The following is a 24,372-nucleotide window of genomic DNA, read 5'->3' as shown; positions in this document are numbered from 1 at the left end:
GAATCCGGCCCGCTCTCTACGGCAAGCGATCCAGTGCTGGTGTCAGCCGCGCAGGGCCTGGACCGCGGCTTCCAGCCGCTTGCCGAAGTCTTCGTCGGCCTGACGGAAGTTGTCGATCGCCCGCGCCGCGATGTCGTCGCGCGAGACCTGGGCGATGAAGCCCGCCAGGTTGTCGATCAACCGCTCCCGCTCGGCCTCGGACATCAGACGGTAGAGATTGCCCGCCTGTACGAAGTCGTTGTCCTCGGCGTGGACGGGCGCCTCGCCGTTGCCGGTGACGCCGGTCACGGGGAGGGGCTGCCACAGCGGCCGGTCCGTCTGGACGGGCCCGCCGAAGCTGTTCGGCTCGTAGTTCTTCGCACCCTTGTGACGGCCGTCGTACAGGAAGCCGTCACGGGAGTTGGTACGCGCCTCGGTGGCGTGCGGACGGTTCACCGGCAGGTGGTCGGCGTTGACGCCGACGCGGTAGCGATGGGCGTCGCCGTACGCGAAGAGGCGGCCCTGGAGCATCTTGTCGGGCGAGGGTCCGATGCCCGGCACGAAGTGCGCGGGGCTGAAAACGCTCTGCTCGACCTCGGCGAAGACGTTCTCCGGGTTGCGGTTGAGCTCCAGCTTCCCGATCTCGATCGGCGGGTAGTCCTCGTGCGGCCACACCTTGGTGAGGTCGAACGGGTTGAAGCGGTAGCCGGCCGCGTCGGCCGCAGGCATGATCTGCACCTGCACGGTCCAGGACGGGAACTCGCCGCGCTCGATCGACTCCCGCAGATCGCGCTGGTGCGAGTCGGGGTCGAGCCCCGAGACCTTCACCGCTTCCTCGGTCGTCAGGTTCTTGATGCCCTGATCGGTCTTGAAGTGGTACTTGACCCAGAAGACCTCGCCGGCCTCGTTGTTCCACTGGTAGGTGTGCGAGCCGTACCCGTTCATGTGGCGGTACGAGGCCGGGATGCCGCGATCGCCGAAGAGCCAGGTCACCTGGTGCGTGGACTCGGGCGACAGCCCCCAGAAGTCCCACACGTTGTCGGCTTCCTGCGAGCCCGTGTAGGGGTCGCGCTTCTGCGTGTGGATGAAGTCGGGGAACTTGATGGCGTCCTTGACGAAGAACACCGGGGTGTTGTTGCCGACGAGGTCGTAATTGCCGTCCTCGGTGTAGAACTTCAGCGCCCAGCCGCGCGGGTCACGGACGGCGTCGGCCGAGCCGAGGTTGCCGGCCACGGTGGAGAAGCGCAGGAAGGTCTCGGTCTGCTTGCCGACCTCGGAGAGGAACGCGGCGCGCGTGTACCCGGTGACATCGGCGGTGACGGTGAACGTGCCGTAGGCGCCGGCGCCGCGGGCGTGCACGACCCGCTCCGGAATGCGCTCGCGGTTGAAGTGGGCGAGCTTCTCCAGCAGGAGCTGGTCCTGGACGAGGACCGGGCCGCCGATGCCCGCGGTCTCGCTGTTCTGGTTGTCGGCCACCGGCGCGCCGGCCTCCGTCGTAAGCGGTCCCTGCGTCACGTGCGCCTCCTGCGTCATTCCTTGCGGGTCCTGTCTCCCGGCTTGACCATTGGCCAGAGCCGAGCTCGATCCTACAATAGACATTGTCTAAGTCAAGCTACGCTCCAAAGTCACACCTGTTCGGGTTCTGGTCCAGCAGGCTGTTAAGCTGTGCCCATGAGCGACCTGTTGGAACGACTGCGCGGACGCGGATGGCGTATGACCGCACAGCGGCGCGTCGTGGCCGAGGTCCTGAACGGGGATCACGTCCACCTGACGGCCGACGAGGTACACGCACGCGCCGTGGTGCGGCTCCCGGAGATCTCCCGGGCGACCGTCTACAACACCCTGGGCGAGCTGGTCTCGCTCGGCGAGGTGCTGGAAGTCGCCACGGACAAGCGCGCGAAGCGGTACGACCCGAACGCCCACCGGCCGCACCACCACCTGGTCTGCGCCCAGTGCGGCGCGATCAAGGACGTGCACCCGGACGGCAACCCGCTGGCGGACCTCCCCGACTCCGAGCGCTTCGGCTTCACGGTCTCGAACGTAGAGGTGACGTACCGCGGCCTCTGCCCGAACTGCGCGGCGGCCTGACGACCGCGTCTTCCGCGTGGCCCCGGTCCCTGGCGGATCAGAGCCACGCAAAACACCGAAGGCCCGGAACCAGTGATCTGGTTCCGGGCCTTCGGTCTTCAGTAGCGGGGACAGGATTTGAACCTGCGACCTCTGGGTTATGAGCCCAGCGAGCTACCGAGCTGCTCCACCCCGCGGCGATGACTGAACAGTACGCCACCCCGCCCGACCAGCGCAAATCACCAATCCCCCTTCAGCCCCTCCGGCGTCTCAATGCCCCTTCAGCCCGTCCGGCGTCTGAGGACAAGCGCGAAGCGCGACAAGGGGGCAAGGGGGCGCAGCCCCCATGCGTGGACGGGAAGGGCAAGGGCGGCGGGGTCGAAACCCTCACCCCCGCCGCCTCAACCCACCCGCCCCCCGGAGGGGTCACGCCGACAACTCCTGCCGCAAAGCATCCCGCAACCGAGCAGCCCGCTCAGAGACCTCCCCCGGCCCGAGAGACACCGCCCGATCAGCCCACCGCTGCCCCTCGGCAAGCTCCCCACGACGCGCGTAGACAAGGGCGAGCCGCAACGCCGCCCGCCCGTGCCCCGCGTCGGCGGCCCGGGCCCACCACAGCGCGGCCTCGGGCTCGCTCCCCTCCCGCGCCAGCAGCAGTCCCAGATTGAACGCCCCGTTCCGCGACCCCGCCTCCGCCGCCTCCCGGTACCACCGGGCGGCCTCCACGACGTCCCCGCGCGCGGACGCCAGCATCCCCACCCGTACCTGGGCCCGCCGATGCCCCTGGGACGCGGCCCGCTCGTACCACTCCTCGCACTCGCTCTTCTCGGTGGCAGGCTCGCCCAGCTCGTGTTCGGGCGCGGGCGGGCGCCGCGCGTCGAGCACGGTCGCCAGCCGGTAGGCCCCCTCCGCGCTGCCGCCGCCCGCGGCGCACCGAAGATGCCGCTCGGCGGCCGACTCGTCCCCGTCCCGCAGCCGTGCGATGCCGACCTGGAGCGCGGCCTCGGTGTGCCCGGCCGCGGCGGCCCGCTCGTAGCACCGCAGCGCCGCCGCGTCCTCACCGCGCCCGGCGTGCAGGATGCCGAGGTTGAACGCGGCGTCGACACTGCCGGCCTCCGCGGCCTTGGAGAACCACGGCTCGGCCCCGGCGGCGTCACCGACCTGCAGCAGCAGGATGGCCAGGGCGTTGGCCGCCTCGCGGTGTCCCGCGTACGCCGCCCGCCGGTACCACTGTTCGGCCTGGGCGGTCCGCGACTGCTCGGCGCAGAGCAGTCCGAGGTTGTACGCGCCGTTCACATCGTCCGCGTCCATCGCGGCCCGGTACCACCGCTCGGCGGTCTGCGTCTCACCCCGCTCGGCGTGCAGCGCGCCCAGCGCGTTGGCGGCGTTCCCGTCGCCGTCCTGCGCGGCGCGCAGCCACCACACGGCCGCGCTCTCGGTGTCGCCCGCGTCCCGCAGCAGGAACCCCAGCGCGCAGGCGGCCCGTGCCTCGCCGTCCTTCGCCGAGGTCAGATACCAGCGCCCCGCCTCCTTGAGCTGCCCGCGCCTCTCCAGGATCGCCCCGAGGTGCAGTGCGGCCCGGCGGTGGCCTCGCGCGGCAGCCTGCCTGTACCACTGCTCGGCCGCCTCGCCGGCCACCTCGGAGCCGGCGCCGCCGGTGTCGGTCCCGCCCGCCCGCGCGGTGGTGCGGTCGAGTGCCCGCGCGAGCCGGTAGGCCGCTTCGCGGTGCCCTCGCTCGGCGGCGGCACGCATCCAGTCCTCGGCGCGGGGGTCGCCGCGGTGCTCCAGCAGATCGGCGAGCGCGTACGCGCCCAGTGCGTGGCCCTGCTCCGCGGACTGACGCAGCCAGTACTCGGCGGCGGGCTCGTCACCGCGCTCACGGTGGTGGCGGCCCAGCGCGTGCGCGGCGGCCGCGGAGCCGGCGACGGCGGCGATCCGCCACCATCCGGCGGCCTCCTCCGCGTATCCGCGCTGGTGCAGGAGGACACCGAGGTTGTTGGCGGCGGCCCGGTCACCGGCCGCGGTGGCAGCGCGCAGCTGCGGCTCGGCTCCGTCGAGATCACCACGGCGGAGCAGCATGGCTCCGAGGACACTCATCGCCTCGGCGTCGCCCTCTTCCGCGGCGAGCCGTTGACGAGCCTCCTCCACAGCCTCACCGGTCTCGTCCCGGTCGGAAGGCTGCACAAACCGCCCTGTATCCAACAGAGTTGCCTTGTCCCCCATAACGTCCATCGTCGCACCACCTGCAACCTGGGTACACCTGGTATACCGCAGCCAGTGAGGTCACTTCAGCGTTTTGTCGACATGCCCACAGAGAGACAAGTGAAACACAGTTACCCCAACTCCCTCCGTCCGGCGCGGCCTTCACCGCGGCAGCACTCATGAACGAGGGGCGTCTTCGCATACTCGGCTGACGGTCCGCACACGCAGAAGGACCCGGATCCTGTGAGGATCCGGGTCCTTCGACATCAGTAGCGGGGACAGGATTTGAACCTGCGACCTCTGGGTTATGAGCCCAGCGAGCTACCGAGCTGCTCCACCCCGCGCCGTTGTGTTCAAACCGTACCACGGCGCGAGGGGAGCTCCTGACTCAGCTCTGCTCAGCCGCTGTCCGGGCTCTTGCTGCTGCTCGGACTGCTGCTGGGCTTACCGCTCTCCTCGGTGTTCTTGTCGTTCTTGTCGCCCGAGTCGCCGGCCTTGTCGCCGCCGCCCGCCTTCTTGTCGGCAGCGGCCTGGGCGTCCTCGGCCCGCTCAAGCGCGTCCTCCAGGTCCTTCTGCGCCGTTCCGTACGCCTCCCAGTCGCCCTTCTTGAGGGCTTCCTGGCCTTGGTCGAAGGCCTTCTGGGCGTCGTCGAGCGCTTCCTGGACCGTCGGGTCACTGGATGTCGGTGGCGGATTCGTCTCGTCCTCGTCCGGCGGTTCGGCCGTCGAACCCTCCGCCCCGAAGACCTTGTCGAGCGCCTGCCCCAGCGTGTCCTCGAAGGCCGTCGCGCCTCCGTACGTCACCAGCACCTTCCGCAGCAGCGGGTACTTCAGTCCACCACCGCGTACGTAGACGGGCTCCACGTAGAGCAGTCCGCCGTCGAGCGGCACCGTCAGCAGGTTGCCGTACTCGACTTCCGAGTCACCACCTCTGAGGAGTCTGATGGACTCGGCGATGGACGGCTCGGAGTTGAACTGGCTCTGCACCCGTTTCGGTCCGTCGACCGTTCTGCCCGTGGGCAGTTTGAGAATGTTGATCTTGCCGTAGTCGCTCGTGCCGGCTTCGGCGTTGACCGACATGAAGGCGCTCAGGTTGTCGCGGCCGTTCGGAGTCAGCGTCGTCGTCAGGGAGAACGCCTGCGACTGCTCGCCCGGCATCTTCATGCTGAGGTAGTACGGCGGTACCGCGTTGCCCGACTTGTTGGTCGGGTCGTCCGGCACCTGCCACACCTCGCTGCCGCTGAGGAACGTCTCGGCGTCCTTCACGTGGTAGCGGGTCAGCAGCTCGCGCTGGACCTTGAACAGGTCCTGCGGGTACCGCAGATGGTCCATCAGTGCCTGCGGGATGTCGCCCTTCGGCTTCACCGTCCCGGGGAAGGCCTTCTTCCAGGTCTTCAGCACCGGGTCCTTGGTGTCCCACTCGTAGAGCGTGACCTTGCCGGTGTACGCGTCGACGGTCGCCTTCACCGAGTTGCGGATGTAGTTGACCTGGTTCTGCTGGGCCACCACCGCCCGCTGGTTGTTGGCGGCGGTCAACGAGTCGGCCGTCGTGTCACCGAGCGTGGTGCGCGAGGCGTACGGGTAGCCGTTCGTCGTCGTGTAGGCGTCGACGATCCACTCGATCTTGTCGCCGACGACCGCGGGGTAGGCGTCGCCGTCGATGGTCAGCCAGGGGGCCACCGCCTCGACGCGCTCCTTGGGCGTGCGGTTGTAGAGAATCCGCGAGCCCTCACCGATCGCGCCGGAGTAGAGGATCTGCGGCTCGCTGAACGCCACCGCGTACGCCGCCCGGTTGACCGGGTTCGAGAGGTTGACACCGCTCTTGCCCTTGTAGCTGGTCGTCTTCTCGCCGGTGTCGTCGGAGTAGTCGATCTCCTTCTGCGGACCGCCGACGATCGAGTACTGGCTGGTCTTCTCGCCGTAGTAGATCCGCTGCTGGTACTCGCCGAGGTCGCCCTTGGACGGCAGGTCGTACTCGGTGAACTCCGGGCGTCCCTCGGCGTCGGCGTTGGTGCCCTTGGCCGCGACCACTCCGAAGCCGTGCGTGTAGCGGAAGTGGTCGTTGATCCAGTTGTTCTTCGGGATCCCCTGGAGGTTCAGCTCGCGCAGACCGATGACGGTGTCCTGGTCCTTGCCGTCCTTGCTGTAGCGGTCGACGTCCAGGTTCGACGGGAACGCGTAGTAATTACGCACCTGCTGGAGCTGCTGGAACGTGGGCGAGACGACGTTCGGGTCGAGGAGCCGGATACTCGCGGCGCCGTCGGCGTCGTCACGCAGCTTGCTCTTGTCCTTGGTCGTGCTCGTGCCCGCGTACTCCTTGACCTCGGTGCCGTTGATCCCGTACGCGTCACGGGTCGCCGCGAGGTTCTTCTCGACGTACGGCGCTTCCTTGGCCTGCTCGTTCGGCTGGACCTGGAACTTCTGCACGATCGCCGGGTACAGACCGCCGATGAGGATCGCCGAGAGCACCATCAGGCCGAAGCCGATGACGGGCAGCTGCCAGGTGCGCCGCCACAGGGTCGCGAAGAACAGCAGGGCGCAGATGACCGCGATGCAGAACAGGATCGTCTTGGCCGGCAGGTAGGCGTTGGCGTCGACGTACCTCAGGCCCGTCCAGTTGCCGGTCGCCTTGAAGTCACTGGATTTCACCGCGAGGCCGTACCGGTCGAGCCAGTACGCCACCGCCTTCAGTGCGACGAAGATGCCCAGCAGCACCGACAGATGGCCGGTGGCCGCTGCCGTGGCGCGCGCTCCGGGGCTGGTGACGCGCAGTCCGCCGTACAGGTAGTGCGTCAGCGCCGCGGCGATCAGGGAGAGGATCGCGGCCGCGAAGCCGAAGCCCAGCATGAAGCGGTACCAGGGCAGGTCGAAGGCGTAGAAGGACACATCGAGGTGGAACTGGGGGTCCTTCTGGTGGAAGGGCACTCCGTTCACCCACATGAGCCACGTACGCCACTGGCCGGCCGCGGAGGCTCCCGCGATCAGCCCGACCAGCGAGGTGAGCCCGAGAAGAATCCACTTCTTGTACGGGGCCACGCTCATCCGGTACCGGTCGAGGCTCTGCTGCTCCATCGACATGGCGCTGAGCGGCGGCCTCAGACGGTGGGCCAGCCAGATGTTCACTCCGACGGCCACGGCCATCAGCAGTCCGAAGACGAAGAACAGACCGATCTTGGTCCACAGCGTGGTGGTGAAGACCGACGAGTACTTCACCGACCGGTACCAGAGCCAGTCCGTCCAGAACCCCGCGAACATGACGAAGGCCATGGCCAGCACGGCCAGTACGCCCAGTGTCATGAGCAGGGTCCGGACGCGCCGGGACGGTCGGCCCACTCTCATCCGCGGCCCTGTCGGGCCTCCGCCGCGGTCCGGCATCTGGAAAGCCAAGGTGCGCACCTCGAAGTTCGCTGTTGGAATCTGGGGGCCCCGCAAACGCCGGGCCACATCTATGCAACTTACTGATGCTTTACTCGGTTCCCGGTTCCGGGGCCGAACGAGGCAGGATTGTGACCATGTCCAACACCGCCTCCTCAGGCACCCCCATGGCGGCCGGGCCGCTCACCCGCGCCGCACTCGAAATCGACGAGTACGTCGCGGGGCTCGGCTGGGATCAGCCCGCCCGGCTCTTCGCCCTGGTCGACACCGGCCGACTGCGTTCTCAGGAACCCGGACTCGCCGAGCGGCTGGGTCTGACCGAAGACGTGCCCGACGGCACCCTCACCCCTATCGAGCAGGAGGAAATTCCCGCGGGCAGCCCGCTGGACGAGTTCCTGGGCACCATCGCCTGGCCGGACTCCGTGGTCGGCTGCGCGCTGTCCGTGGAGCGGCTGATGCTGCCGCCGTCCGCGGAGGCGTCCGTTCCGGACGGCCTCGATGAGAAGCGGCTGGCGAAGTGGGTCGCCGAGCACCCGGAACGCCAGGAGGTCCGGATGACCGTCGCGGTGCTGCGTGGCGGGAAGCGCGATTCGGCGCTGCGGCTGCGCGAGAAGGACTCGGCGAACGACGTGCTCACCGGCTCCGACCTGGTGCCGGGGCTGGCCGACGCGCTCACGGCGACGTTCGCGGAGTAGTCCGGGCGGACACGGCCTGCCGGTGCGCCCGGACCTGGTGTCCTAGGCGCATTTCGGCAGGTCGTCCGTGTCGCCGCCGCGGATGTCCTTGAGGGCGCTCACCGCGTCGTCGATGGTGTCGACCTTGACGAGCGTGAGCCCGTCGGGGACGTCACGGGCGGCGGCCGCGCAGTTGTCCTTGGGGGTCAGGAAATACTGGGCGCCCTTGGCGCGGGCGCCGACGGTCTTCATCTCGATACCGCCGATCGGGCCCACTTTGCCCTCGTCGGTGATCGTGCCGGTGCCGGCGACGAACTTGCCGCCGGTGAGACTCCCCGGGGTCAGCTTGTCGACGATGCCGAGGGCGAACATCAGACCGGCGCTGGGGCCGCCGACGTCGGCGAGCTTGATGTCGATGGTGAACGGGAAGCTGTGGTCGGTCCCTGCCTCGATGCCGACGATCGCGCGGTCCTCGCCACTGTCCTGGGACTTGGCGGTGGTGAGCGTGACGTCCTCGGTTCTGGTCGCCGTCTTCTTCTCCTTCTCGGCGGCGGCCTGCTCCTTGGCGGGCACGACCGTGAAGACGACCTTCTCGCCGGCCTTGTGCTTGGTGACCAGCTTCGCGACGTCCTCGTACGCCTTCACCGGCGTGCCGTCGACGGCCTTGATCACGTCACCGGCGTGCAGCCTGCCCTCGGCGGGGGTGTCCTTGACGACGGTGGAGACGATCACCCAGGACTTCACCGGGACGTCGATCTCCTTGAGCGCCGCGACCTTGGCACTCTCCTGGGACTGGCTGAACTCCTCGGCGTTCTCCTGCGTCGACTGCTCCTCCGTCTTGCCGTCGGGGTAGAGCGTGTCGTGCGGAACCACCTTGTTGTCGTGTGCCAGCCAGCCGTACACGGCTTCGACGAGGTTCATGTTGTAGTCGGCGCTCGTGACCCGGACGGTTGTCATGTTCAGATGACCGCTCGTCGGGTAGGTCTTGCGGCCGGTGATCCGGAGCACGGGCTCGCCGTCGTGCTCGCCCAGCGTGTTCACCGTCGGACCCGGTGACATCTCCGAATACGGCACATTGATGAAGACTCCCGCGCACAGGAGCGCGATCAGCATCAGGGTGGAGGCGAGCATCGTCGCGGTGCGGCGTGGCATGGAACGACAGTACGGGACAGCACTGTCAACGCACCGTCGGGGCCGCCCGTCCGGGGGTCCGACGGCCGGTCAGGCGTCGGAGTGGGACTTCTCCATGGCCTCGCGGAAGCGTGTGTAGCCGGCGAGCTCATGGCCGTCACCGATGGTCTTGCGGTTCCGTCCCGCCCAACTGCCCCAGGCTCCGGCACCGATCGCGGCGAAAAGCGGAATCAGCAACCAGGCGAGCGCTGCCATGCCGACCTCCCAACCCCATGAACCACCGCAACTGACTGATCAGCAGATTAACCATCCGCTTGTCCAACGCTCACGGCAGGGGTCGGGTTACGCAACCGGAGCGATCAGCAGGCCCCGACCCATTCCTCCGTGCCGTCGGAGAACGTCTGGTGCTTCCAGATCGGGACTTCGTGCTTCAGGTCGTCGATCAGCTTCCGGCAGGCCTCGAAGGCCTCCCCCCGGTGCGGGCAGGAGACGGCGACGACCACCGCGAGGTCGCCCACCCGCAGGTCACCGATCCGGTGCACGGCGGCGAGCGCCCGTACCGGGTACTCCGCGGCGACCTTCTCCGCGACCCGCCGCATCTCGGCCTCGGCACTGGGGTGGCAGGAGTATCCGAGGGCGTCGACGTCCGCTCCCCCGTCGTGGTTGCGCACGGTCCCCACGAAGAGCGCGGTCCCTCCGGAGGCGTCGTCACCGACCGCCCGGAAGACCTCGTCCAGGGAGAGGCCGGTCTCCCGGATCGCCAGAAGCTTGATGGGGTCCTGTGCCGCCTGCTCACCGGGATGGTCGCTCATGGGTGCCATACCCCCATCGTGCCCCACCCCGCCTACACCGTGAAACGGCACTTTCACCCGCACGCGCGGGTATGCCGTTGGAGCTCTCTACAGAACCGCCTTCAGGGGCCCGGGCCTCCGAAGCCCCACGGATCCGGCACCGGTATGGCACCGGCCCGGATCCGACGGCGTCGTGGACCCAGCAGACGTCGTGGACCCAGCAGGCGTCGCGGATCCGGCAGGCGTCGCGGATCCGGCGCCGGCTCAGATCCGCCGCCGGGCCTTCCGCGCCCGCCGTACCAGCGCGGCCGTGCCCAGCAGGGCGACCGTCGCCCCCGCCGCTCCCGCCGCCGTGGCGTCCTTGCGGCCGAGCCGCCGTCCGGCGAGCGTGTGCCGCCCGGCGACCTCCCCCAGAAGTTCGGCGAGAACCTCCTCGTTGGTCCACCGGGGGCGCCACCCGGCATCGTGCAGCCGGCTCCCACTGACCACCCAGGGATACATCGTGTACGCGAGGTCCCCGGCCGGCGACGGGGTGAGCCCGATGCGGTGGAGCCGGGCCGCCGCGCCCAGGGCGACGGCGGACGGCAGCTCCATCCGCCGGATCCCGCTGAGCTCCTCGACCTCCTCCTGCTCCAGCCATCCGTCGCACCCGACGGCCAGCTCTCCGTCGACCTTCTCCAGGGCGGCGTACTCCAGAGCGGTGCACAGGTCCTCGACGTGGCAGAACTGCCAGGCGGGCCGGGAACCGGCGACGACCAGAAGGCGAGGCGACTCGAAGTACCTGGTCAGCGCGGTGTCGGTGCCTCCCACGAGCACGGCGGGGCGTACGACGGTGACGTTGAGCCCGGGATGCGCGCGGGGCGCCCGCCGGGCGAGCCGCTCGACCTCCAGCAGGTCCCCGACCCCCGTGGCCTCGGCGGTGGCCCGCAGTTCGGCGTCTTCGGAGAGGGGCAGTTCGTTGTCGGGCAGCGCTCCGTAGACCATGGCCGACGTGCACAGCACGACTCGGTGGACCCCGGCAGCGGCGGCGGCCGTGAGCACGGTCTGGGTACCCCGCACGTTGTACGCCGTACGCGCCGCCGGATCCGTCTCAAGATCGAGGTCGAGGGCCAGGTGCACCACGACGTCCGCCCCGCGCAGCTTCTCCGCGATGGCCGGGTCCCGGACGTCGAGGATGTGCCACTGCGCGCCCGCGCACTCGCCGCGCCGCTCGTCGATGGCGATGACCTGCTTGATCTCGCCGTTGGCGACGAGCCGCTCGGTGAGCATCGCGCCGATCCCGGCCGCGGCACCGGTGATCGCGACGACGGGGCCGCGCGCGGCGGAGGTCCCGTCGGCGCGCTGCGCCGCCGGTGCGGGCCGATGTTCGGGTGACGGGTGGGTTGAGAGGTTTCGCGCTGCGCGAACCTGTGGATCTGGGGAACTCACCAGGCGTCTCCAGCGGTTGTCTTCAGTAAGAACGCGAGTGACGCGTACGTACCAGGTGGCATCCATCCTGCCGCAGCCGCCGAGTCGGCGACGCACCGAGGCCCGAACCGGTTGTGGTGTCTACGCTGGGTGGTGATGCAGGGCAGCCGCCGTCGGAGCGAACCGGCGGCCTTAACAGCCGAGGAATCCCGTGAGTGACACCCCATTCGGATTCGGCCTTCCGCCGGAGGAGCCGGAGAACGGCGACGAGGGCAAGAAGAAGGACCAGCAGAGCGGTGGTGGTCAGGGACCTGCCAACCCGTTCGGTTTCGGGCCCGGCGGACCTGGCGGCGACAACCCGCTCGCAGCCATGTTCGGTTCGCTGAACCCCAACGACCTGGGCGCCGCGTTCCAGCAGCTGGGCCAGATGCTCTCGTACGAGGGCGGCCCGGTGAACTGGGACATGGCCAAGCAGATCGCCCGCCAGACGGTGTCCCAGGGCACCTCCGACGGCACGAAGGACGCGAGCGTCGGCCCCGCCGAGCGCGCCGCGGTCCTGGACGCGGTGCGGCTGGCCGACCTCTGGCTGGACGACGCGACGTCACTGCCGTCCGGCGCCACCTCCGCGGTGGCCTGGAGCCGCGCGGAGTGGGTCGAGGCCACCCTGCCGGTGTGGAAGGAGCTCGTCGATCCGGTCGCCGAGCGCGTCGGCGCGGCCATGGGCGATGTCCTGCCCGAGGAGATGCAGGCCATGGCGGGCCCGCTGCTCGGCATGATGCGCTCCATGGGCGGCGCCATGTTCGGTACGCAGATCGGGCAGGCTGTCGGCGTCCTCGCGGGCGAGGTCGTCGGCTCGTCCGACGTCGGCCTGCCGCTCGGCCCGGCCGGCAAGGCCGCGCTGCTCCCGCTGAACATCGAGGCCTTCGGCAAGGACCTGGGGATCGCGCAGGACGAGGTCCGCCTCTACATCGCCCTGCGCGAGGCCGCCCACCAGCGGCTCTTCGCCCACGTGCCATGGCTGCGCTCGCATCTGTTCGGCGCGGTCGAGGGGTACGCGCGCGGGATCAAGGTCGACACGGCGAAGCTGGAGGACGTGGTCGGCCAGTTCGACCCGCAGAACCCCGAGGAGCTGCAGCAGGCTCTCCAGCAGGGCATGTTCCAGCCGGAGGACACGCCGGAGCAGAAGGCCGCGCTGGCCCGTCTGGAGACGGCTCTCGCACTCGTCGAGGGGTGGGTCGACGCGGTGGTCCACTCGGCCGCGAAGCCCCGTCTGTCGTCCGCCGACGCGCTGCGCGAGACCCTGCGCCGCCGACGCGCCACGGGCGGCCCGGCCGAGCAGACCTTCGCCACCCTGATCGGCCTGGAGCTGCGTCCGCGCCGGCTGCGGGACGCCTCGCGCCTGTGGGCCTCGCTCACGGACGCACGCGGGGTCGACGGCCGGGACAACCTGTGGGAGCACCCGGACATGCTGCCGACCGCCTCCGACCTGGACGACCCGGACGGCTTCGTGCACCGCGAGCAGCTGGACTTCTCCGAGCTGGACAAGATGCTCGGCGAGGCAGCGGGCGGTTCACCCGAAAAGCCCAATCTCACGAAGGACGAGAGCGAGACCAAGGACAAGGACGAGGACAGGAACGACGACAAGGGCGACAACGACAAGTGAGCCTGTACGACGACGCCGTCCTGGTCCTGAAGGGCATCGAGGGCCAGGAGGAGCTGCGCCAGGCCTACCTCGACCATCTGGAGGCTCATCCGGACGGCATGTGGAAGGCCTGCACTGCGGGGCACGTCACGGCGAGCGCCCTGGTGATCGACCCCGAGCAGGGCAGGGTGCTGCTCACGCTCCACAGGAAGCTTCGGATGTGGCTCCAGATGGGAGGCCACTGCGAGCCCGGGGACACCACCCTGGAGGCAGCGGCCCTGCGTGAGGCCACGGAGGAGTCGGGCATCGCGGGTCTGACGCTGCTCGCGGGCGGACCCGTACGGCTCGACCGGCATCCCATCCCGGCGCCGTGCCACTGGCACTTCGACGTCCAGTACGCGGTCGTGGCCGAGCCTGGCGCCGTCCACGAGATCAGCGACGAGTCCCTCGACCTGCGCTGGTTCGCCTACGACGAGGTGGCACAGGTGGCCGACGACTCGGTCGTCCGCCTGCTCGGCGCCACACGAACGAGGCTCTGACGAGGCACGTGTAAGGGGCGACCGCAGCAGCGCTCGCCCCTTACACATACGTCCCTGAGTCGTGCCCTTCAGGCGCGCCCCTGGGGGCGCGGGGACTGCGCGACCGGCCACGGCGGGCCGGCAGTCATCCACCGGCCCCGGAGTGGGAACGCCTAGCTCCAGGCGTTGCCCTGGTTCTGCTGGCGAACCCCTTGCTGCCCCATCCCGTACTGCGCGGCGACCCCGGACCCGATGACCGCGTTCTGCGGCGGCAGCATCTCGCTGGGCTGGACGAGCGCGTAGCCCTGGCCCATGAAGCTGAGCTCCCAGCCCTCCCCCGTGTTGCCACGGCGGCGGAACACCCCGGAGGAATGCGTCTGGGCCTGCATCTGTACGCGCAGACTCGTGGACCAGGCGACGATCGCGTCCGCGTCGCAGTTGACGTACTTGTCCGGCGTGACCTGCAGCATCAGGGGCATGCCCGACGTCATCAGGGCGACCTTGCCGCGCCCGGTGATGTTGAGCTGGTACTTGCCGGAGCCGGAGATGCCGTACTGGCTGTCCACGGCGATCACCTCGTGGTGCAGCGCGGAGTCCATCGCCAGGACGTAACTGCTGTCCACGGTGAGACCGTCCTGGTCCACGTCCACCACATGGATGTGCTGGGCGAGGTTGGCCAGGAAGACGGTGCCCTGCCCGTGGCAGCGCATCAGGTCGAGGCCCTCCCCGGTGTGGGCGCGCGACCGCTGCTGGCCGGAGTTCTGGTACTCGGCGTCGAACTCCACGAGGCCCTGGTAGGCGACCATGGTGCCCTTGCGGGCGAGCACGTCGTCGTGGCCCTCCAGAAGGACGCGCAGCATCTGCTTGTTCTGCAGGCTGTAGCGGTCCTGGGACTGCTGGTCGTTGTAGGCGAAAAGCGAGCTCTGCATGATGTGTGTCCTCCCCCTCAGCCCCGCACCCGGAGGCGGTCGGTGCTGTCCTCGCTGGGCTGGACGACGACGATGCCCTGTCCGGAGAAGGCCATCTGGAAGGCCTCGCCGCTGCCCCGCCCTATCAGCGACTGTGCCTTGAAGCTGCGCTTGCCCTTCACCTTGAGGTTCGGAGACCAGGCGACGAGCGCGTCCGGGTCCACGTACGTCTCGTCCTCGCCGCCGCCGCAGTCGACGACGATGGGCTTGCCCCGGGAGGTCAGCGCGACCCAGCCCTGTCCGGAGATCTTGGTGTTCCACAGGCCCTGGCCGGCGAACTTCGCCAGCCCCTTGACCCGCTCGACACCCCACGTCAGGTGGGCGTCGAAGGCGAGCAGGTTGGTGGCGTTGACGGAGATCGCGTCACCGTTGAGGTTGATGACGACGACGTTCGCCCCGTAGTCGGAGAGGTAGAGCAGGCCGTCTCCGGAGCACTTCATCAGGGGTGCGCCCTCGCCGGTCATCCAGTCCTTGGCGATCTGGCGCACGGCCGGTGGATTGGGCTCGTACTGGACGAAGCCTTCGTAGGCGACCATCGACCCCACGCGCGCGAGGAGGTCGTTTCCGGTCTGCATGGCGACCTTCAGCATGTGATTGCCGTGGTTCTCCATGCGCGCGGCGACGGGTGCCGGGGCGAAGCCCGCGAGTTGCTGGATCATGAAACGGGCTCCCTCAGACCTCGTACGGCTGGACGACGATGAAATTGCCGGGCGCACCGCGGAACTGGAGGTTCACGCTCTCCCCGGTGTCGCCCGGATAGGCGTTGCGGCGCATGCGCACCTGGCTGGAGACGATCACCTGTGAGGCGGCGGACCAGGCGACGACGGCGTTGCAGTCGGCGAACGTCGTCGGTGTCACGGGCAGCACGACGGGCACGCCACGCGTCTTGACGACGATCGTGCCGGTCCCCTGGAACTGCATCGTGAACAGGGCGCCTCCGGGGATGCCGTGCCCTTCGACGCGACGCACCTCGTACTGCAGCGTCTCGTCGAAGGCCAGGACGTTCTCCGCGGAGACGCAGACGGCGTCCCCCTGCAGCTCGATGGGGTGCAACATGGCGCCGTTCTCCGCGAGGAAGACCTGGCCACGGCCCGAACAGCGCATGAGCTGCATCTCCTGGCCGGTCGCGTTGCCCACGATCCGGCCGGAGAACCCGGCGCCCTTGTAGCTGAAGTCGACCTTGCCCTGGTAGAGCACCATGCTGCCCTGGCGGGCCAGTACGGCCTGGTCGCCGCCCATGCCGAGATCGACACGGACCATCTTCTTGTTCTGCTGGGTCCAGCGCTGCCCGGTGGGCGTCTCCTTGTAGGCCTGCAGCGCCGCGGTGACACCGGCACCGCCCTGGGGAGCGCCCTGCGGGACTCCGTATCCGGCGGGCGCACCGGGCGCACCGGGCGCACCGGGCTGACCGGGCACCTGGCCGAACGGTGGCTGCTGTCCGTAGCCCGGCGGCTGAGCCGGCTGGCCGCCGTAGCCCGGAGGCGGGGCGGGTGCCTGGGGTGCCTGGGGCTGTCCGTAACCGGGCGGCAGGGGTGCGGTCTGGCCGGGGGCCTGGCCGTACGGGGGCTGCTGGCCCGGCTGGCCGTACGGCGCCGGGGCGGGTGCGGGCGGCGGTACGGGGGCGCCACCGGGCGGAGTCATGGGCGCGATGATGGTCGGCGCGGCGTGCACCGGAGGCGCGGGCGCCGGAGGAGGCGTCTGACCTGGAGGCGGCGCGAAACCCTGAGCGGGCTGCGGCGCCGGAGAGGCGGGCGCGGCGTGGGCCGCCGGGGCCCCGAACGCGGGCGGCGCGGAGGCCTGGGCAGGCGGCGCGAACGACGGGGCACCGGCCTGCGGCGCGGGCGCGGCGGCCGGCTCCTCCTCGGCGACCTCGCCGCCGAAGTTCTGCAGCAGTGCGTCGAGTCCGCCGTCGAAGCCCTGTCCGACCGCGGCGAACCGCCAGACGTCCTTCAGATAGAAGTCACCCAGCATGACGGCACGCTCGGTGGAGAACTCGGCGCCGGTGAACGAGTACCGGGCCACCTCCTCGCCACCCGCCACGATGCGGATGTACCCGGGCGCGACCTGGGACATCTGCCCCACGCCGTCGACGGTCGCCGTGAACGACAGTTTCTGGATCTGCGGAGGGATCCTGTCGAGGGTGACGCGGAAGGACTCCGTGTCGCCCGCCTGCGCACCGAGAAGCTGAACGGACTCCTCGGGAGACTTCGGCTGATTGAAGAAGATGAAGTACCGGTCGTCCGACAGCCGTTCGTCGGCGTCCAGACCGAAGCAGCTGATGTCGAAGGTCAGCCCCGGGCCGGTGATCTGTACACCTACGTACAGATCGGTGCCCGCGGTGAGGTCACTGATCCTGGCCTTGTGGCCGCGTTGGAATTCCCTGGCCATGCGTAACGACCGTCCCCCATCCCGAATACAAGTGCGTCGCGTCAGGCTAACGGCAAAATCCAGCCGTGGCGGAAGCCGGTACAGACCCGGTACACAAACCTGCTTCCGGCGGTCCGGGCAGGGGGTTCGGCGTCAGGCCGTCGGACGTGCCTCACTCGCCGCGCGCCGCGGGCAGGTGGGGCAGCCGGTCGGCGGCGACCACTCCTTCGAGGTAGCCACGGGCCCGCTCGGTGCGCGGGTAGGCCTCCAGGAGCCGCCAGAAATCGGCCCCGTGGCCCGGTACGAGCAGATGCGCCAGCTCATGGACGAGGACGTAGTCGACGACGTACTCGGGCATGCCCTGCAAGCGGTGCGAGAGGCGGATGCTGCCCTCGGCAGGGGTGCACGAGCCCCAGCGGGTGTTCTGATTGGTGACCCAGCGCACCGAGGTGGGCCGGGCCCGGCCGTCGAAGTACAGCTCGGAGAGCCGCGCGGCACGCTCGGACAGTTCCGTGTCGCCGAGCACCCGCTTGTTCTCCTGGGCGGCCAGCTTGTCGAGCATGACGCTGACCCAGCGCTGCTCCTCCGCCTCGGACATCCGGGCGGGAATGAGCACGACGGTACGATCGCCCTCGCGGTACGCGGAGACCGTTCTGCGCCGTCGCGCGCTCCTGCGGACCTCGATCGCGCTCGCCCCCGAGCCGCTCGGGGGCTGGCTCGTCGTGCTGCGCTGTGGGTTTCCGGCACGGTGCAGTGGGTCGGCGGGCACGCCCCGACGTTACCCGTTGCGCACGGTGGAAGTCCCGTCTCCGGTACGCATCGATGCCGAACCGCACCCCACGCGCTCGATTTGTATGACGAACATCCACCGCCTGTGGATAACTTTCGGCACGCGCCGGGCAATGCGGGCATCCTGGCATTCGACCGACGGAGCGGGACGAACTCCGCCGGCGCACGGGGACGACAACGGGGACGTACGGGGGTCGCTGCATGCATCCGATGGTGAAACCCGCGCTGCGGCGCGGCTGGCGGAATCTGAACACCGTGCAGTTCGGGATGGCACCCGCGCACGCGATGGTGCTCGGCCCGATGGACACGGCGACGGGCAGCCTCCTGACCTTGTTCGACGGAACACGCGGGCTGCCTCTGCTGCGCGACGAGGGGCGCCGGATGGGCCTGCCCGACGGTCACGTCGACGGTCTGGTGGAGCGGCTGTCCCGGGCCGGGCTGCTGGACGACGCCACGGGCGGCGGCCCGGCGGCCGACGCACTGCGCGGAAAACCGGCCGTCCTGGACCGGCTCCGGCCCGACGCCGCCTCGCTCTCCCTCGTCGCTCCCGAACCGGGCGAGGCCATGCGCCGGCTGGCGGCCCGCCACTCGCTGCGCGTTCAGGTGCGGGGCGCGGGCAGAGTCGGGGCCGTCCTGGCCACGGCGCTGGCGGGTGCGGGCGTGGGCCGGGTCGATGTACAGGACGGCGGCTGCGTCGAACCCTGGGACGTGGCGCCGGGCGGACTGCCCGTGGAGTCCGTCGGCGAGCGCAGGGACGAGGCCGCACGGCGCGCGGTGCGCAGAGCGGCTCCTGGTCGGCCACCCCGCCGAGGAGGCGCCCGCTCCGCTCCCGTACAGGACGACCCGGGTCTCTCCCTGGTGATCGTCGCGCCTCGGGACGGCCTGGCCGTCCACGCGCCCGACCCGGCGGCCTTCGAGCCACTGATCGACTCCGGTACGCCTCATCTCTTCGCCGGGGTCGTGGAAGGGACGGGCGTCGTCGGCCCGCTGGTCCTGCCCGGGGACACCGCCTGCGTGGGCTGTCTGGACCTCGGACGCACCGACCGGGACCCTGCCTGGCCTCGCCTTCTCGCACAATGGCGCTCCGGGCGGCCCCGCCAGGTTCCGGCGTGCGATCTGACCCTGGCGGCCACGGTCGCGGGGCTGGCCGCGGGGCACGCGCTGGCGTTCCTGGACGGGGGTCTACCGTCGAGTGCGGGAACCCGCTGGGAGGTCTCGGTACCCGGTTTCGACTGGCACGCCCGCCCGGTGTGGCAGCATCCCGCATGCCCCTGCGGGCCCGGGGAGAAAGGTAAGGGGGAGCAGACCTCGGAAGACGAAGGGCCGCACGAGACAATGGCCGGACAACAGCCGCACGCGGCACGGCTGTCCGGTACTTGGAGGGCGCATGTCTGATCTTCCCCGGAAGGCGGTCACCCGGACCGCCAAGCTCGCCGCGCTCCCGCTCGGCTTCGCCGGACGCGCCACCTGGGGACTCGGCAAACGAATCGGCGGCAAGTCCGCGGAACTCGTGGGTCGCGAGCTGCAGCAGCGCACGGCTGAGCAGTTGTTCAAGGTGCTCGGCGAGCTCAAGGGCGGCGCCATGAAGTTCGGGCAGGCCATGTCCGTCTTCGAGTCGGCTCTCCCCGAGGAGGTCGCGGGCCCCTATCGCGCAGCGCTCACGAAGCTTCAGGAAGCGGCCCCGCCGATGCCGACGCGCACGGTGCACACCGTGCTGGCCGAGCGGCTCGGCGAGGACTGGCAGGATCTGTTCCTGGAGTTCCAGGACAAACCCGCTGCGGCGGCCTCGATCGGACAGGTGCACCGAGCGGTCTGGCACGACGGCCGGCAGGTCGCGGTCAAGGTCCAGTACCCCGGGGCGGGCGAAGCCCTGCTGTCCGATCTGAACCAGCTGAGCCGTTTCGCCCGGCTGCTGGGACCGTTGATCCCGGGCATGGACATCAAGCCCCTCATCGCGGAACTGCGCGACCGGGTGTCCGAGGAGCTCGACTACGGCCTGGAGGCACAGGCGCAGCAGGAACACGCGGAGGAGTTCGCGGACGACCCGGATGTGCTGGTGCCGGCGGTGGTCCACCAGCGTGAGCAGGTGCTGGTGACGGAGTGGATCGACGGGATACCTCTGTCCGAGGTGATAACCGACGGCACACCCGAGGAGCGGGACCGAGCCGGTCAGCTCCTCGCCCGCTTCCTCTTCTCGGGCCCCTCCCGCACCGGCCTGCTGCACGCCGACCCGCACCCGGGGAACTTCCGCCTCGTGCCGGCCGACGGTTCCGGCAGCTCCGCCGACAGGAGCGGCTGGCGGCTGGGGGTCCTGGACTTCGGCACGGTGGACCGCCTCCCGGACGGGCTGCCGCCGACGATCGGCGAATCGCTCCGCATGACCCTCGACGGCGAGGCGGAGGCCGTCTACGAACTGCTCCGCGAGGAGGGCTTCGTCAAGGAATCCATAGAACTGGACCCGGACGCCGTCCTCGACTACCTGCTCCCCATCATCGAGCCGGCCCAGGTCGACGAGTTCACCTTCAGCCGGGGCTGGATGCGGAGCCAGGCGGCCCGGGTCGCCGACCCCCGCTCCCCCGCACACCAACTGGGCAAGCAGCTCAATCTGCCCCCGGCGTATCTGCTGATCCACCGGGTGACCCTGAGCACGATCGGCGTGCTGTGCCAGCTGGGAGCGACCGTCCGGCTACGGCAGGAGCTCGAAGAATGGCTTCCCGGCTTCCTGTGGGACGCGGAGCCGGATCTGGACGAGGAGGACTCCGCAGCCGGGGCATGAATTTCCCCGCGCGGGACGCCGCGACGGGAGGCACAACGCACCGCGGGGGCCGGTCCGTTCGGACCGGCCCCCGCGATCAGCGGTTGCTTCGTGTGGCCTCCCGGCCGGTGCGCCTTACTGCATGACCGCCATGGCCAGGGCGCGGCGGGCACGCAGCGACGCGCGCTCGGCCCGGCGCTGCATACGGCGGGCCGTCACCAGGCGCATCGCCCGGCGTTCTCTCTCCGCCTCCTGGATTCGCTCGTGCATATGCGCACGCGCGAGGGCTTCTGGAATGAGTTGCATCTCTCGGGTCCTGTTCTGACGCGAGTCGTTCGCGCCGGTGGCAGTGAAGTCTGGGATCGCGGAGCCGGTGGGCTCGCCGGTGGACGGCTTCATCGGGGCCTGTTTCTTGGGGTCGTGCGTCAGGGGGCGATCGATCGTTCCTGTGATGTTCATGCCGCAACCGGGTTCTTGCGCGGACGGCCACGCGGCCGCTTCCGGGCGACAACGACACCCTGGACGAAGAGCTCGCCGCCCCAGACGCCCCAGGGCTCACGCCGCTCCTTGGCGCCGGCGAGGCAGGCCTCGATCAGCGGGCAGGTGCGGCAGAGGGACTTGGCGTACTCGACATCGGCCGGCGACTCGGCGAAGAAGACCTCCGGGTCGTACGAACGGCAGGGGACGGGCACGCCGAGGTTCTCGATGGCGTCGTCGAGCGCGGTCAGCGCAGTGAGCGGGGTCAAGGTGGAGTCCTCCGTGGAGCCGGGCGGGGTGATCTTTTCGGAAGGCGGTACGGACGGGGCGTGCGCTTCGAGTTGCACGGTTGGTCTTCCTCGTCTGGTCGTGCCGGCCGGGTTGGCCGGTTGGCGGCTGGTACCGGGGTTTTTTCTTGTCCCGAGGCCCCTTCGCTCCGCCGTCCCCGGTCGGGGACAAACAGAAGGGCCGCGGATCCCGGGTGGGGTTCCGCGGCCCTGAAGGCGCCGGCCTGATCGTCGATCAGGCTGGATCACTCCAGGGGTCAGGCCCACGGAAGGCCCACATCGTGTGATGCGTCTGCTTGTTGGCTCCGGCACCGGCCGCCCCAAAGGCATAGGCCTTCGCCTGTGCCTCTACTGCTTCCAGTGCCTTCATCGGTCGCTCATTGCGCTCGCGGACAGGGAGTGTCGCGAGAGACACGGGGGACGCCGGCCGAACGGCGGCGATGCCGGACAGACCGGTGCCCAGGTTCGAGAAGCCGAGCAGGCACGTGGAGACGACCGAGCGATCGGTCATTTTGGCGGTGCTGACTGAGCTGGTGGTGATGCTGATCACTGGAATCGCCTCCTCTCGGCGTCTCTGGGACCGGGCGAGCCGGTCCGTCGGTTATTAAGTACAGCACGAAACCTGGGCCTTCGAGAAGGCCGCCGTTTCCGTGCTCTAGAACTTATGGGGATTGCTGGGGCATGCGCAAACTATTTTCTCGACGAGTTTGAATCATTCCTCGTCTTCACCGGTATCAGGCTCTTGACCTGCACAGATGGCGAGTACGTCGGTTCCGTAGCGGTTGAGCTTGCGGGCGCGGACGCCTGGGATGCGGGCCAGCTCAACCGGAGTGGACGGCACCGCTTCCGCGATCGCCATCAGCGTCTTGTCCGTGAAGACGCAGAAGTCCGGTTGCCCGCTCCCCTGGGCCTGGACCGCTCGCCAGTCGCGCAGCCGTTCGTAGAGCCCTTCGTCCATGTCGGAGGGGCAGTCCTCGCAGCGCATCAGCTTCATCTCGCCGGCCTCGTTGAGGGTTCGACCGCAAACCCGGCAGCGGGCCGGGGTGCGGCTGGTCCGCCGAGGTGCGTCGGGGGCACTGCCTTGGGCTCCGCGCTCGATGCCGCCGGGCCCGCCCGGGCCGGTCGCGCCCCTGCGGCCCGCGGTGGTGACGGAGCCGGGTCGCAGACCGTCGAGGAAACGGCTGGGCCGCCGGTTGGGGCGGCCACCGGGTGAGCGCGACTGCGACCAGGAGACGCAGAGGTGCTGTCGGGCTCGGGTGACACCGACGTAGAGGAGGCGACGCTCCTCCTCGATCTGGTCGTCGGTCTTGGCATAGGAGATCGGCATCATGCCTTCGGCGACGCCGACCAGGAAGACGACGTCCCATTCCAGGCCCTTGGCGGAGTGGAGGGAGGCGAGGGTGACGCCCTGGACGGTCGGGGCGTGCTGGGCGCCTGCGCGTTCTTCGAGTTCGGCCACGAGGTCGCCGAGGGTGGCGTCGGCTCTGGCCGCGGCGAAGTCCTGGGCGAGGTTCGCGAGGGCGGCGAGGGATTCCCAGCGCTCCCTGACGGCGCCGGAGCCCGCCGGCGGCTGGTGGGTCCAGCCGTCTCCCGAGAGCACCGCCCGTACCTGCGAGGGCAGGTCGGGGGCGTCGTCGAGGAGTGAGTCGTTGCCTCCGAAGCGGGCCGCGCCGCGCAGGGCGTGGATGGCTCGCTTGACCTCGGGGCGGTCGAAGAAACGCTCGGCGCCGCGCAGCTGATAGGGAACGGCTACATCGGCGAGGGCCTGCTCGTAGATCTCGGACTGCGAGTTCGTACGGAAGAGGATCGCGATCTCGCTCGCGGGGGTGCCGGAGGCCATGAGGTCGCGGATGCGGCGGGCGGCGCCTTCGGCCTCGGCGGGCTCGTCGGCGTACTCCGCGTAGCCGGGCTCGGGGCCTGCGGCACGCTGGGAGATCAGCTCCAGCCGGTGGTCCGCGGCACGGCCGCGGGCCTGGGCGAGCAGGCCGTTGGCGAGGTGGACCACCTGGGGGGTGGAGCGGTAGTCACGGACGAGTTTGACGACTGTGGCGCCGGGGTGGCGGGTGCGGAAGTCGAGGAGGTGGTCGGGGGTCGCGCCGGTGAACGAGTAGATGGTCTGGCTGGCGTCGCCGACGACGCAGAGGCTGTCGCGCTCGCCGAGCCACAGTTCCAGGAGGCGTTGCTGGAGGGGGCTGACGTCCTGGTACTCGTCGACCACGAAGTGCTGGTACTGGGCGCGGACCGCTTCCGCGATGTGGTGCTGGTCCTGAAGGATGCCGACGGTCAGCAGCAGGACGTCCTCGAAGTCGATGACGCCTCGACCGCGTTTGATGTCCTCGTACGCGGCGTAGAGCTGTGCGATCTCGGCGCGGTCGCGGGGGGCCTCGCGTCCGGCCTTCACAGCCGCCGCGGCGTAGTCGGCGGGGATGGTCTGGGTGACCTTGGACCATTCGATCTCGGCGGTGACGTCACGCAGTTCACCGCGGTCGAGACGGATGCGGGAGGCGGCCGCGGCGTCGGCGACGAGCTGGATCTTGCGGTCGACGATGCGGGGCAGGCTGCCACCGACTGCTTTCGGCCAGAAGTACTGGAGCTGACGCAGGGCGGCGGAGTGGAAGGTGCGGGCCTGGACCCCGGAGGCGCCGAGCTGGCGGAGACGGCCGCGCATCTCGCCCGCGGCACGTGCGGTGAAGGTGACGGCGAGCACGCTGGAGGGCTGGAGGATTCCTGCCCGCACTCCGTAGGCGATGCGGTGGGTGATGGCACGGGTCTTGCCCGTCCCGGCTCCCGCGAGCACGCAGACCGGGCCGTGCAGGGCGGTGGCGACCTCGCGCTGCTCGGGGTCGAGCCCTTCGAGCACCGCGTCGGCCCCACTCGGCGTTGCCGGGTACTGAGAGCCGTGGGTGCCCTGTGGGAAAAGGGTGGAGTGCGATGCTGCTGTCAC

21 protein-coding genes and 2 tRNA genes are annotated in these 24,372 nt (G+C 69.8%); 6 read left to right on the top strand and 17 right to left on the bottom strand.

The annotated features are described in order from the left end of the window. Nucleotides 1–42 precede the first annotated feature (42 nt). Nucleotides 43–1,494: a catalase gene (locus ACH4DZ_RS11625; protein WP_398286828.1), complete on the bottom strand. Its 1,452-nt coding sequence runs from the start codon at nt 1,492–1,494 to the stop codon at nt 43–45. Nucleotides 1,495–1,650: 156 nt separating this feature from the next. Here ACH4DZ_RS11625 and ACH4DZ_RS11620 point away from each other — a divergent pair, with 156 nt between their 5' ends. Continuing rightward, the gene (locus ACH4DZ_RS11620; protein ID WP_210880449.1) at nt 1,651–2,067 is read left to right on the top strand and encodes a Fur family transcriptional regulator; all 417 of its coding nucleotides are present in this window, start codon (nt 1,651–1,653) and stop codon (nt 2,065–2,067) included. A gap of 102 nt (nt 2,068–2,169) precedes the next feature. Here the strand turns inward: ACH4DZ_RS11620 and ACH4DZ_RS11615 are convergent. The 4 genes from ACH4DZ_RS11615 to ACH4DZ_RS11600 form a co-directional block, all read right to left on the bottom strand. After that, nucleotides 2,170–2,243, bottom strand: a tRNA-Met gene (locus tag ACH4DZ_RS11615). A 229-nt stretch (nt 2,244–2,472) separates the two neighbouring features. Continuing rightward, a complete protein-coding gene (locus ACH4DZ_RS11610) occupies nt 2,473–4,278 on the bottom strand; it encodes a sel1 repeat family protein (protein WP_398286826.1) in 1,806 nt (601 codons plus the stop codon). Nucleotides 4,279–4,518: 240 nt separating this feature from the next. Continuing rightward, nucleotides 4,519–4,592 (bottom strand) — tRNA-Met (locus ACH4DZ_RS11605). A gap of 54 nt (nt 4,593–4,646) precedes the next feature. Continuing rightward, the gene (locus tag ACH4DZ_RS11600) at nt 4,647–7,622 is read right to left on the bottom strand and encodes a UPF0182 family protein (RefSeq protein ID WP_398287078.1); all 2,976 of its coding nucleotides are present in this window, start codon (nt 7,620–7,622) and stop codon (nt 4,647–4,649) included. A 137-nt stretch (nt 7,623–7,759) separates the two neighbouring features. On the opposite strand from ACH4DZ_RS11600, the gene ACH4DZ_RS11595 reads away from it, so the two are divergent. Beyond that, a complete protein-coding gene (locus ACH4DZ_RS11595) occupies nt 7,760–8,317 on the top strand; it encodes a PPA1309 family protein (protein WP_199854920.1) in 558 nt (185 codons plus the stop codon). 42 nt (nt 8,318–8,359) lie between these two features. On the opposite strand, the gene ACH4DZ_RS11590 is transcribed toward ACH4DZ_RS11595, so the two are convergent. The 4 genes from ACH4DZ_RS11590 to ACH4DZ_RS11575 form a co-directional block, all read right to left on the bottom strand. Beyond that, the gene (locus tag ACH4DZ_RS11590; RefSeq protein ID WP_398286825.1) at nt 8,360–9,448 is read right to left on the bottom strand and encodes a PDZ domain-containing protein; all 1,089 of its coding nucleotides are present in this window, start codon (nt 9,446–9,448) and stop codon (nt 8,360–8,362) included. 69 nt (nt 9,449–9,517) lie between these two features. Next, nucleotides 9,518–9,682, bottom strand: coding sequence for a hypothetical protein (locus ACH4DZ_RS11585; protein WP_189773698.1), 165 nt, complete (start codon nt 9,680–9,682; stop codon nt 9,518–9,520). 104 nt (nt 9,683–9,786) lie between these two features. Then, nucleotides 9,787–10,248: a molybdenum cofactor biosynthesis protein MoaE gene (locus ACH4DZ_RS11580; protein ID WP_398286824.1), complete on the bottom strand. Its 462-nt coding sequence runs from the start codon at nt 10,246–10,248 to the stop codon at nt 9,787–9,789. A gap of 234 nt (nt 10,249–10,482) precedes the next feature. Beyond that, the gene (locus ACH4DZ_RS11575) at nt 10,483–11,646 is read right to left on the bottom strand and encodes an SDR family oxidoreductase (protein ID WP_398286823.1); all 1,164 of its coding nucleotides are present in this window, start codon (nt 11,644–11,646) and stop codon (nt 10,483–10,485) included. Nucleotides 11,647–11,836: 190 nt separating this feature from the next. Between ACH4DZ_RS11575 and ACH4DZ_RS11570 the strand changes: the two genes are divergently transcribed. Continuing rightward, nucleotides 11,837–13,288, top strand: coding sequence for a zinc-dependent metalloprotease (locus ACH4DZ_RS11570; protein WP_398286822.1), 1,452 nt, complete (start codon nt 11,837–11,839; stop codon nt 13,286–13,288). Beyond that, complete coding sequence (locus ACH4DZ_RS11565; RefSeq protein WP_398286821.1) at nt 13,285–13,806, top strand: NUDIX hydrolase; 522 nt, start codon at nt 13,285–13,287, stop codon at nt 13,804–13,806. Before ACH4DZ_RS11570 ends, ACH4DZ_RS11565 begins: the two co-directional genes overlap by 4 nt. Before the next feature lie 152 nt (nt 13,807–13,958). On the opposite strand, the gene ACH4DZ_RS11560 is transcribed toward ACH4DZ_RS11565, so the two are convergent. The 4 genes from ACH4DZ_RS11560 to ACH4DZ_RS11545 form a co-directional block, all read right to left on the bottom strand. After that, entirely contained in the window at nt 13,959–14,714 is a 756-nt protein-coding gene (locus tag ACH4DZ_RS11560; RefSeq protein ID WP_398286820.1) for an AIM24 family protein, read from the bottom strand. A gap of 17 nt (nt 14,715–14,731) precedes the next feature. Next, nucleotides 14,732–15,412, bottom strand: a complete 681-nt coding sequence (locus ACH4DZ_RS11555) for an AIM24 family protein (protein WP_107020137.1) — start codon at nt 15,410–15,412, stop codon at nt 14,732–14,734. 13 nt (nt 15,413–15,425) lie between these two features. Beyond that, nucleotides 15,426–17,141 (bottom strand): TerD family protein, encoded by a 1,716-nt coding sequence (locus tag ACH4DZ_RS11550; RefSeq protein ID WP_398286819.1) that lies wholly within the window; start codon nt 17,139–17,141, stop codon nt 15,426–15,428. Between the two features lie 151 nt (nt 17,142–17,292). After that, nucleotides 17,293–17,889: a M48 family metallopeptidase gene (locus ACH4DZ_RS11545; RefSeq protein ID WP_398286818.1), complete on the bottom strand. Its 597-nt coding sequence runs from the start codon at nt 17,887–17,889 to the stop codon at nt 17,293–17,295. Between the two features lie 221 nt (nt 17,890–18,110). On the opposite strand from ACH4DZ_RS11545, the gene ACH4DZ_RS11540 reads away from it, so the two are divergent. Continuing rightward, on the top strand, nt 18,111–19,304 hold the full coding sequence (locus tag ACH4DZ_RS11540) for a TOMM precursor leader peptide-binding protein (protein ID WP_398286816.1): 1,194 nt from the start codon (nt 18,111–18,113) through the stop codon (nt 19,302–19,304). Beyond that, entirely contained in the window at nt 19,297–20,685 is a 1,389-nt protein-coding gene (locus ACH4DZ_RS11535) for an ABC1 kinase family protein (protein ID WP_398286815.1), read from the top strand. The genes ACH4DZ_RS11540 and ACH4DZ_RS11535 overlap by 8 nt, the downstream gene beginning before the upstream one ends. A gap of 114 nt (nt 20,686–20,799) precedes the next feature. Here ACH4DZ_RS11535 and ACH4DZ_RS11530 read toward each other — a convergent pair whose 3' ends face one another. The 4 genes from ACH4DZ_RS11530 to ACH4DZ_RS11515 all read right to left on the bottom strand — a co-directional run bounded on the left by ACH4DZ_RS11530 (nt 20,800) and on the right by ACH4DZ_RS11515 (nt 24,372). Next, entirely contained in the window at nt 20,800–21,123 is a 324-nt protein-coding gene (locus ACH4DZ_RS11530) for a hypothetical protein (protein ID WP_398286814.1), read from the bottom strand. Beyond that, nucleotides 21,120–21,488: a WhiB family transcriptional regulator gene (locus tag ACH4DZ_RS11525; RefSeq protein WP_398286813.1), complete on the bottom strand. Its 369-nt coding sequence runs from the start codon at nt 21,486–21,488 to the stop codon at nt 21,120–21,122. The genes ACH4DZ_RS11530 and ACH4DZ_RS11525 overlap by 4 nt, the downstream gene beginning before the upstream one ends. Before the next feature lie 175 nt (nt 21,489–21,663). Continuing rightward, complete coding sequence (locus ACH4DZ_RS11520) at nt 21,664–21,978, bottom strand: hypothetical protein (RefSeq protein WP_398286812.1); 315 nt, start codon at nt 21,976–21,978, stop codon at nt 21,664–21,666. A gap of 162 nt (nt 21,979–22,140) precedes the next feature. After that, nucleotides 22,141–24,372 (bottom strand): ATP-dependent DNA helicase UvrD2, encoded by a 2,232-nt coding sequence (locus tag ACH4DZ_RS11515; RefSeq protein ID WP_398286811.1) that lies wholly within the window; start codon nt 24,370–24,372, stop codon nt 22,141–22,143.

This window comes from Streptomyces sp. NPDC017991 (assembly GCF_044328075.1).
GTDB lineage: Bacteria > Actinomycetota > Actinomycetes > Streptomycetales > Streptomycetaceae > Streptomyces.
The sequence above is the reverse complement of the archived record's forward strand: the minus strand, read 5'-3'. Positions and strand labels throughout refer to the sequence as shown.

What these genes read in the sequence shown, in the direction of transcription:
- ACH4DZ_RS11620 (WP_210880449.1), top strand. Translation starts at nt 1,651, where the DNA reads ATGAGCGACCTGTTGGAACGACTGCGCGGACGCGGATGGCGTATGACC.
- ACH4DZ_RS11610 (WP_398286826.1), bottom strand. Translation starts at nt 4,278, where the DNA reads ATGGACGTTATGGGGGACAAGGCAACTCTGTTGGATACAGGGCGGTTT.
- ACH4DZ_RS11600 (WP_398287078.1), bottom strand. Translation starts at nt 7,622, where the DNA reads ATGCCGGACCGCGGCGGAGGCCCGACAGGGCCGCGGATGAGAGTGGGC.
- ACH4DZ_RS11595 (WP_199854920.1), top strand. Translation starts at nt 7,760, where the DNA reads ATGTCCAACACCGCCTCCTCAGGCACCCCCATGGCGGCCGGGCCGCTC.
- ACH4DZ_RS11590 (WP_398286825.1), bottom strand. Translation starts at nt 9,448, where the DNA reads ATGCCACGCCGCACCGCGACGATGCTCGCCTCCACCCTGATGCTGATC.
- ACH4DZ_RS11585 (WP_189773698.1), bottom strand. Translation starts at nt 9,682, where the DNA reads ATGGCAGCGCTCGCCTGGTTGCTGATTCCGCTTTTCGCCGCGATCGGT.
- ACH4DZ_RS11580 (WP_398286824.1), bottom strand. Translation starts at nt 10,248, where the DNA reads ATGGCACCCATGAGCGACCATCCCGGTGAGCAGGCGGCACAGGACCCC.
- ACH4DZ_RS11560 (WP_398286820.1), bottom strand. Translation starts at nt 14,714, where the DNA reads ATGCAGAGCTCGCTTTTCGCCTACAACGACCAGCAGTCCCAGGACCGC.
- ACH4DZ_RS11555 (WP_107020137.1), bottom strand. Translation starts at nt 15,412, where the DNA reads ATGATCCAGCAACTCGCGGGCTTCGCCCCGGCACCCGTCGCCGCGCGC.
- ACH4DZ_RS11550 (WP_398286819.1), bottom strand. Translation starts at nt 17,141, where the DNA reads ATGGCCAGGGAATTCCAACGCGGCCACAAGGCCAGGATCAGTGACCTC.
- ACH4DZ_RS11540 (WP_398286816.1), top strand. Translation starts at nt 18,111, where the DNA reads ATGCATCCGATGGTGAAACCCGCGCTGCGGCGCGGCTGGCGGAATCTG.
- ACH4DZ_RS11535 (WP_398286815.1), top strand. Translation starts at nt 19,297, where the DNA reads ATGTCTGATCTTCCCCGGAAGGCGGTCACCCGGACCGCCAAGCTCGCC.
- ACH4DZ_RS11530 (WP_398286814.1), bottom strand. Translation starts at nt 21,123, where the DNA reads ATGAACATCACAGGAACGATCGATCGCCCCCTGACGCACGACCCCAAG.